Source organism: Pseudomonas sp. DrBHI1, assembly GCF_002205115.1.
Lineage (GTDB): Bacteria > Pseudomonadota > Gammaproteobacteria > Pseudomonadales > Pseudomonadaceae > Aquipseudomonas > Aquipseudomonas mosselii.
The window spans coordinates 25,699-32,164 of the sequence record NZ_NIBE01000131.1; the positions used below are offsets into that span (position 1 = coordinate 25,699).

Genomic DNA, 6,466 nt, shown 5'->3' on the forward strand with positions numbered 1-6,466 from the left:
CGCAAGGCCTCGATGCCGTCGATCAGCAGCCGGCCCGGCGCCTCGGCGAAGAAGTGGCTGCGGGCGCCGTGCTCGCGCAGGTGCATCGGCGCGCCGTCGCGGCCCAGGCACAGCGGCACGTTCAGGCGCTGGGCATGCTCGTGCAGCAGGCGCAGGTCGAACTGCACCAGGTTCCAACCGATGATCGCGTCGGGGTCGTGGCGGGCCAACCACTGGTTGAGGCAGACGATCAGTTCAGCGCGATCGGCGCAATAGTGCAGGTCGAAGTCCAGCTCGCCCGCCTCGCCGTTGGCCGGGCCGAGCATATAGACCTGGCGCTGGCCGCAGCCTTCCAGGGCGATGCTGTACAGCTCGCCGCGTTCGCTGGTCTCGATATCCAGTGACACCAGGCGCAGCGGCGGGCGGTAGTCCGGGTCGGGCTTGAGCTGGGCATCGTGCAGCACGCCCTGGCTGTCGGGGCGACCATCGAAACGCACCGGGGCGGTGATGAAGCGCTCCATCAGGTAGCGTTCCGGCGGGCGGATGTCGGCTTCGAACACCTCGACACCGGCAGCGCGCAGGCGCTTTTCCAGGGCGATCAGCTGGCGGTGCTGGCGGCAGTACAGGCCCATCACCGGACGCAGGTCGAAGTCGCGCAACTGCAGGGGCTTGAGTTCGACGCCCTGTTCACCGGCCAGCAGCGCCCGGGCGTGGGCAGCCTGGGCGGCGGGAATGAAGGCCACCGAGGGCTGGGCGGCCAGGCGCAGGCGCCGTGGGCCCTGGTCGGTGGCCAGCCAGAACTCCACGCAGGTGCCTTCGGGCGTGTCATGCCAGTGGCGGGTCAAGACGAAGCCTTGTTGCAACGGCACTGCGGGGACCTCGGATCGCTACGTTCTCACATGGGCGGATTGTACCGTTCCTCTTGGCATAAAGGGGTGTTTCCAGGCCCCGCGATTGCGTCCGATCAGGCTAGCGTGCGCCCGCGACGAACCCGGCCCGTCGTCCGCTGACCACCAGCAGCCACGCCAGCGCCAGCAGCCCCAGCACCACCGCGCCAAACGACTCGACCCCGGCGCCGACCAGCAACAACCCGCCAATGATCCCGCCCAAGGCGATCGCGCTGTTCCACACCGTCACCAGCATCGACTGCGCCACATCGCCGCCCTCGCCCGCCGCATCGGCGCAGGCGGTCTGCAACAGGGTCGGCGCACCGCCGTAGGTCATCCCCCACAGCGCCACGCTGACATGCACCAGCCAGGCGGCGCCCTGGGCCTGCCCCAAGGCCAGCGTCGCCAGGGCGAACCCGGCCAGGCACAACAACACCAGCCCACGCAGATGGCGGTCGACACCCAGGCCCACCAGCACGATGCCGCCCAGCGAGGCCAGGCCGAAGGTCATCAGCACCTGGCCCACCTCGGCCGTCATACCCGCCGCCGCCAGCAGCGGCACGATGTAGGTGTAGAGGATGTTGTGCCCGAGAATCCACGCCAGGATCACCAGCAACACCCGCGCCACGCCCGGGGTGCGCAACACCGTAAGCGCTGCGGGGCGCTTGCCGGCGGCTTGGCCGGGGAAGTCCGGCACCGCCCGCACCACCCAGACGGTCAGCAGCAACGCCGCGACCGTGACCACCACGAAGGCCGCGCGCCAGCCCAGCCAGGCGCCGAGCCAGGTGCCGATTGGCAGACCTAGCGACAGCGCAATGGGCTGGCCCAGCATCGCCACCGCCATGGCCCTGCCCTGCTGGGCCGGCGCCACCATGCGCCGCGCATGGCCGGCGATCAGGCCCCAGGCCAGGCCGGCGGCGGCGCCGGTAAGAAAGCGCAGACACAGGGTGAGGGTATTGTCCGGCGACACGGCAGTCAGCCCGTTGAACAGCACGAACCCGGCGATCGCCAGCAGCAGTGCGCGGCGACGCCACCAGCCCTGGGTCAGGGTCACCAATGGAATGGCGGTGAGCAGCGACCCCAGGGCATAGGCCGTGACCCATTGCCCGGCCATGGCCTGGCTGATCTGCATACCATCGGCGATCTGGTCGAGCAGGCCGGCCGGCAGGGTTTCGCTGAGGATGGCGATGAAGCCGGTCAGGGCCAGGGCCAGCAGCCCGCTCAGGGGAAGGCGCGTGGCGCTGGCAGGGGATGCGGCGACACACGCCGCCGGGGAAGGTGAATGCATGGTTGTCTCCGGCTATCGATTTAGGCAGGCATGGTGCGCTGCTGAGGAATTGCGGAAAAAGCCGGGTACAATTCCACTCAGTCAGGACATCAGTGTCCGCAATCGGAGCGCAGCATGGACAGCCTCAGCGGCTTCATGGTCTTCAACCGGGTCGCCGAGACCCGCAGTTTCGTCGCCGCCGGCCAGTCGCTGGGGATCAGCGCCTCCGCCGTGGGCAAGCGCGTGGCACGGCTGGAGGAACGCCTGGGCGTGCGCCTGTTTCACCGCAGCACGCGCAGCATCACCCTGACCGCCGAGGGCACGCTGTTCCTGGAACGCAGCCGACGCATCCTTGCCGAGATCGAAGCCACCGAGCAGGAGCTGTCCCAGGCCAGCGGAGCGCCCCGCGGGCGCCTGCGGGTGAGCCTGCCGCAGGTGACTGGGTTGGTGATGCCGGCTTTGGCCGAGTTCATGGCGCGTTATCCCGACATCGAGCTCGACCTGGACTTCAGCGACCGCATGGTGGATATCGTCGGCGAGGGCTTCGACGTGGTGATGCGCGGTGGCCAGCCGCTGGATTCGCGCCTCAACGCCAAGTTCCTTGGGCACTTCCAGCATCGCCTGGTGGCGTCCCCCGCCTACCTGCGCGAACGCGGCACGCCGCAGCATCCCCGTGAGCTCACCGGGCACAGCTGCCTGCACTACCGCTTCCCCAGCAGCGGCAAGCTGGAAACCTGGCCGCTGCGCCGGGAACACCCCGAGCAGGACTACGCGATTCCCATCTCGATGGTCTGCAATCACGTCGAGACGCGCATCTGCTTCGCCCTCAACCATCGCGGCATCACCTGCCTGCCGGACTTCAGCGTGCGCAAGGAACTGGCGGCCGGCAGCCTGGTGAGCGTGCTCGACAGCTTCATGGAGCGACGTGGCAGCTTCTACCTGCTGTGGCCATCAGGACGGCAGATGCCGCCCAAGCTGAGGGTGTTCATCGACTTCATGCTCGAACGGGTACTGCCTGCCACCGACCTCAGCCGTACAGGTAGCTGATGTCCTTGTGCGACAGCGGCGGCACCTGCGCCACCAGGTAGTCGCGCAACTTGTGCATCTGGTGGGCCTTGGGGCTGGCCTTGAGCCAGGTCATGTAGTAGCCGTCGCCGGTGGCCACCGCGTGGGGGAATGGCGTGACCAGGTTGCCCGCCGCCAGGTCGGCACTGGCCAGCACCAGGTCGACCACCGAGATGCCCAGCCCCTGCTGGGCAGCCGAGATGCCCTGGTCGAGGGTGTCGAACACCTGGCCCTGGTCGATGCTGACGTCCAGCGCGTCCATGCGCGCCAGCCAGCGTCGCCAGTCACGCCGGTCCGGCGAGGGGTGGAGGAACTCGCAGCTGGAGAGCACCGACAGCTCCGGCCGGGCCTGCTCGAGGTAGCTTGGGTGACACACCGGGATCAGCCATTCATCGAACAGCTTCAGGCTCTCCACATCCGCCGGGAAGCGTCCGTTGCCGAGCAGGATGGCGCAGTCATAGGGTTCGGAATAAAAGTCCACCGCGTCGATGTCCATCCATACGCTCGACAGTTGCACCGAACAGCTGTTGTCGACCCGCTTGAAGCCGTCCAGGGCCCTGAGCAGCCAGCGCACGGTGAGCGTGGACGGCGCCTTGAGGCGCACGCCGTAGCGATCCTGGCGCAACAGCGCGCAGGCGTTCTCGATGATCTTGAAACCGACCTTGAGTTCCTGGGCCAGCAGCCGACCGTGCTCGGTCAGGCGCAGCTTGGGGCCGCGACGCTCGAACAGGTCGCAGCCGAACAGGGCTTCGAGGGTCTTGATGTGGTGGCTGACCGCGCCCTGGGTCAGGGCCAATTCCTGGGCCGCGCGGGTGAAGGAGCCATAGCGCGACGCCACTTCGAAGGCGCGCAGGGCGTGCAAGGCTTGAATCCGTTCCGACATGGCGCCTTCCAGAGCATGAGTGAAGCTAATAGTAGGTCATAGAACCAGGCGTTTTACAACGCGGGATCCATCTCGGAAAATGCCGGTAAATAACAATTATATATAGCAAAGCTGCCGTTATATGTCGAAAACGTTCTATTAAACGAGAAACTCTATTAAATACTGCATACGGATATGCCTGGGGAAATCATGTTTACGGGTTATGGAAACTGCTACCGCCTGGATGCGCTGGAGCTCGCCGATGAACATGTCCAGAACCGTCACCACTGGACGTACAAGACCATAGAACACTTCAAGGAAACCCTCGCCAACCCTGACTTCCCGTGCCTGTTCGGGCGCAAGGCGGTCAATGCGCGCACGTGCCACATCGTCTTCGCCCGCGCCGAACGCCTGGCAGACGATATTGCCCAAGGCCTTGGCGACTACATCAGCACCATCGAGCCGATCCCGCTCAAGCAGCGCATCGGCAACCCGCTGCTGGTGTTCCTCGAGACGGCGCCCGGCACCACGCTGCAGGCACAGCAGGCACTGGCCTGGGACGTGCTGAATCAGGTCCATGCGCGCGACCCGCAGCCCTGGCCCGAAGAAGTACCGCAGGATCCGCACGACACGCGCTGGTCGTTCTGTTTCGCCGGCATGCCGCTGTTCATCAACATGAGCTTCCCCGCCCACCGCTTGATGAAAAGCCGCAACCTGGGCCGACACATTGCCTTCGTCATCAACCCGCGGGAGAGCTTCGACGAGGTCGCCAGCGCCAGCACTGAAAGCGGCCAGCGCATTCGCGCACGCATCCGCGAGCGGGTGCGCCACTACAACGACGGGGTGATGCCCGAGACCCTGGGCTTCTTCGGCCAGGACGACAACTTCGAATGGAAGCAGTACCAATTGCAGGAGCCCGGTTCGCCGAGCCCGGCGCGCTGCCCGTTCCATGCCCACGCAACCGCTGCAACCCTCACCGAGAGCTGATCGTGAATACCGCACTGACCGCCACCTACGCCCTTACCGTCCTGCTGCTGATCGCCACGCCCGGCCCGGTGGTGGCCCTGATCGTCAACACCGCCGCCGCCTCGGGCTCGCGCAAGGCCCTGTTCACCGCGGTCGGCACCAACTGGGCCTCGCTGGTGCTGATCGGCGCGGCCGCCTGGATCATCCTTACCAGCGCGGCCATCGACAAGACCTGGCTCAGCGCCATGAGCCTGCTGGGCTGCCTGTTCATCGGCTACATCGCCCTGGGCACCCTGCGCGAAGCGCTGCAGGCCCCGGTCGACAGCGCACCGCAGGCCACGACCAGCACGCAAGCGGGCCGCGGGGGCCTGCTGCAGGGCTTCATGGTCGGTATCTCCAACCCCAAGGACATCATCTTCTTCATCGCCTTCTTCCCACAGTTCATCCAGATCACCGAGTCGTTCGGCAAGAGCATGGTGGTGCTGTCGCTGCTGTGGATCGCCATCGATTTCGCCGTGCTCAGCCTGTACATCTTCGCCATCGGCAAGATCGCCTCGCCGCGCAGCAACCGCCTGATCAGCCTGGCCTCCGGCGTTGCCCTGCTGCTGATCGCCGCCGTCGGCCTGGCCTACAACCTCAGGGAGCTGGCCGCCTGAGCCAACCCCTAACAGAAGGAGCGCCCATGACCCCGATCCCCCCCGCCACTACCGGCAGCATGGGCACGCCCGACCCCTTGGCGCAGGACTATCAGCGCTTCCTGCAACTGGGTAGCCGCCGCGCACCGCACACGCTGTATGTGCACGAGCGCGGCTACCGCTGCGCAACCATCAACACCGACGCCCTGGGCATGCGTTACAGCCATTGCGCCGGCAAGCGTTTCTCGGTGGCCGAGCGCGCCGGCGCGGCGCGGGTCAACCTGCTGGTGGGCGGTTCCACCGCCATGGGCATCGGCGCCAGCTCCGACGAACACACCGTGGCCTCGTACCTGTCGGTGCTGACCGGCGAGATCTGGTTGAGCCTCGCAGGTTGCGGCCTGAACGCAACCCAGGAACTGCTGATGTTCCTCACTCACCAGCACCGCTTTGGCCAGATCGGCCACGTGGTGGTGCTCAGTGGCCTGAACACACTGGCCCAGGAGGCCCTCGCCGAAGTCCTGGCCGGTGCGCAGGACCCGCATCGGGCACAGGCCTACCAGGATTTTCTCAACCGTTTCAACGAAGGCGTGCATGCCGGCGGCGAAGCGCGCCGCGAGTCGTTCTGGCAACGCCTTGGCCAGCTGCTGGCGCCAGCCCGGGAAACCCGCTGGCCGCCAGTGGAACCGCTGTCGAGCCCGGACAAGCGCCTGATCCGCGCCGCCGATGCCGTGGGCCGCACCCTGCGCCAGTGGGACCGGCTGCTGGCGGACGGCCACACCACCCTCACCTTCATCCTGCAACCGCT

The 6,466-nt window shown here is 66.7% G+C and carries 7 protein-coding genes; 4 read left to right on the forward strand and 3 right to left on the reverse strand.

The window, feature by feature from the left end:
- Both CC207_RS28045 and CC207_RS24380 read right to left on the reverse strand, forming a co-directional pair.
- The coding region (locus tag CC207_RS28045) for a 3'-5' exonuclease (protein ID WP_305880229.1) at positions 1-848 on the reverse strand (848 nt) is incomplete at its 3' end.
- Positions 849-948: 100 nt separating this feature from the next.
- On the reverse strand, positions 949-2,154 hold the full coding sequence (locus CC207_RS24380; protein WP_028691810.1) for an MFS transporter: 1,206 nt from the start codon (positions 2,152-2,154) through the stop codon (positions 949-951).
- Positions 2,155-2,268: 114 nt separating this feature from the next.
- Between CC207_RS24380 and CC207_RS24385 the strand changes: the two genes are divergently transcribed.
- Complete coding sequence (locus CC207_RS24385) at positions 2,269-3,180, forward strand: LysR family transcriptional regulator (RefSeq protein ID WP_028691811.1); 912 nt, start codon at positions 2,269-2,271, stop codon at positions 3,178-3,180.
- Here the strand turns inward: CC207_RS24385 and CC207_RS24390 are convergent.
- A complete protein-coding gene (locus tag CC207_RS24390) occupies positions 3,161-4,081 on the reverse strand; it encodes a LysR substrate-binding domain-containing protein (protein WP_062359734.1) in 921 nt (306 codons plus the stop codon). The genes CC207_RS24385 and CC207_RS24390 overlap by 20 nt on opposite strands.
- A 189-nt stretch (positions 4,082-4,270) precedes the next feature.
- On the opposite strand from CC207_RS24390, the gene CC207_RS24395 reads away from it, so the two are divergent.
- The 3 genes from CC207_RS24395 to CC207_RS24405 form a co-directional block, all read left to right on the forward strand.
- Positions 4,271-5,047 carry a YqcI/YcgG family protein gene (locus CC207_RS24395; RefSeq protein WP_062359764.1) on the forward strand — a complete coding sequence of 259 codons (777 nt, stop codon included), beginning with the start codon at positions 4,271-4,273 and terminating at the stop codon, positions 5,045-5,047.
- Between the two features lie 2 nt (positions 5,048-5,049).
- Positions 5,050-5,682, forward strand: coding sequence for a LysE family translocator (locus CC207_RS24400; protein ID WP_062359732.1), 633 nt, complete (start codon positions 5,050-5,052; stop codon positions 5,680-5,682).
- 26 nt (positions 5,683-5,708) lie between these two features.
- On the forward strand, positions 5,709-6,466 hold a 758-nt coding region (locus tag CC207_RS24405; RefSeq protein ID WP_256582350.1), incomplete at its 3' end, for a hypothetical protein.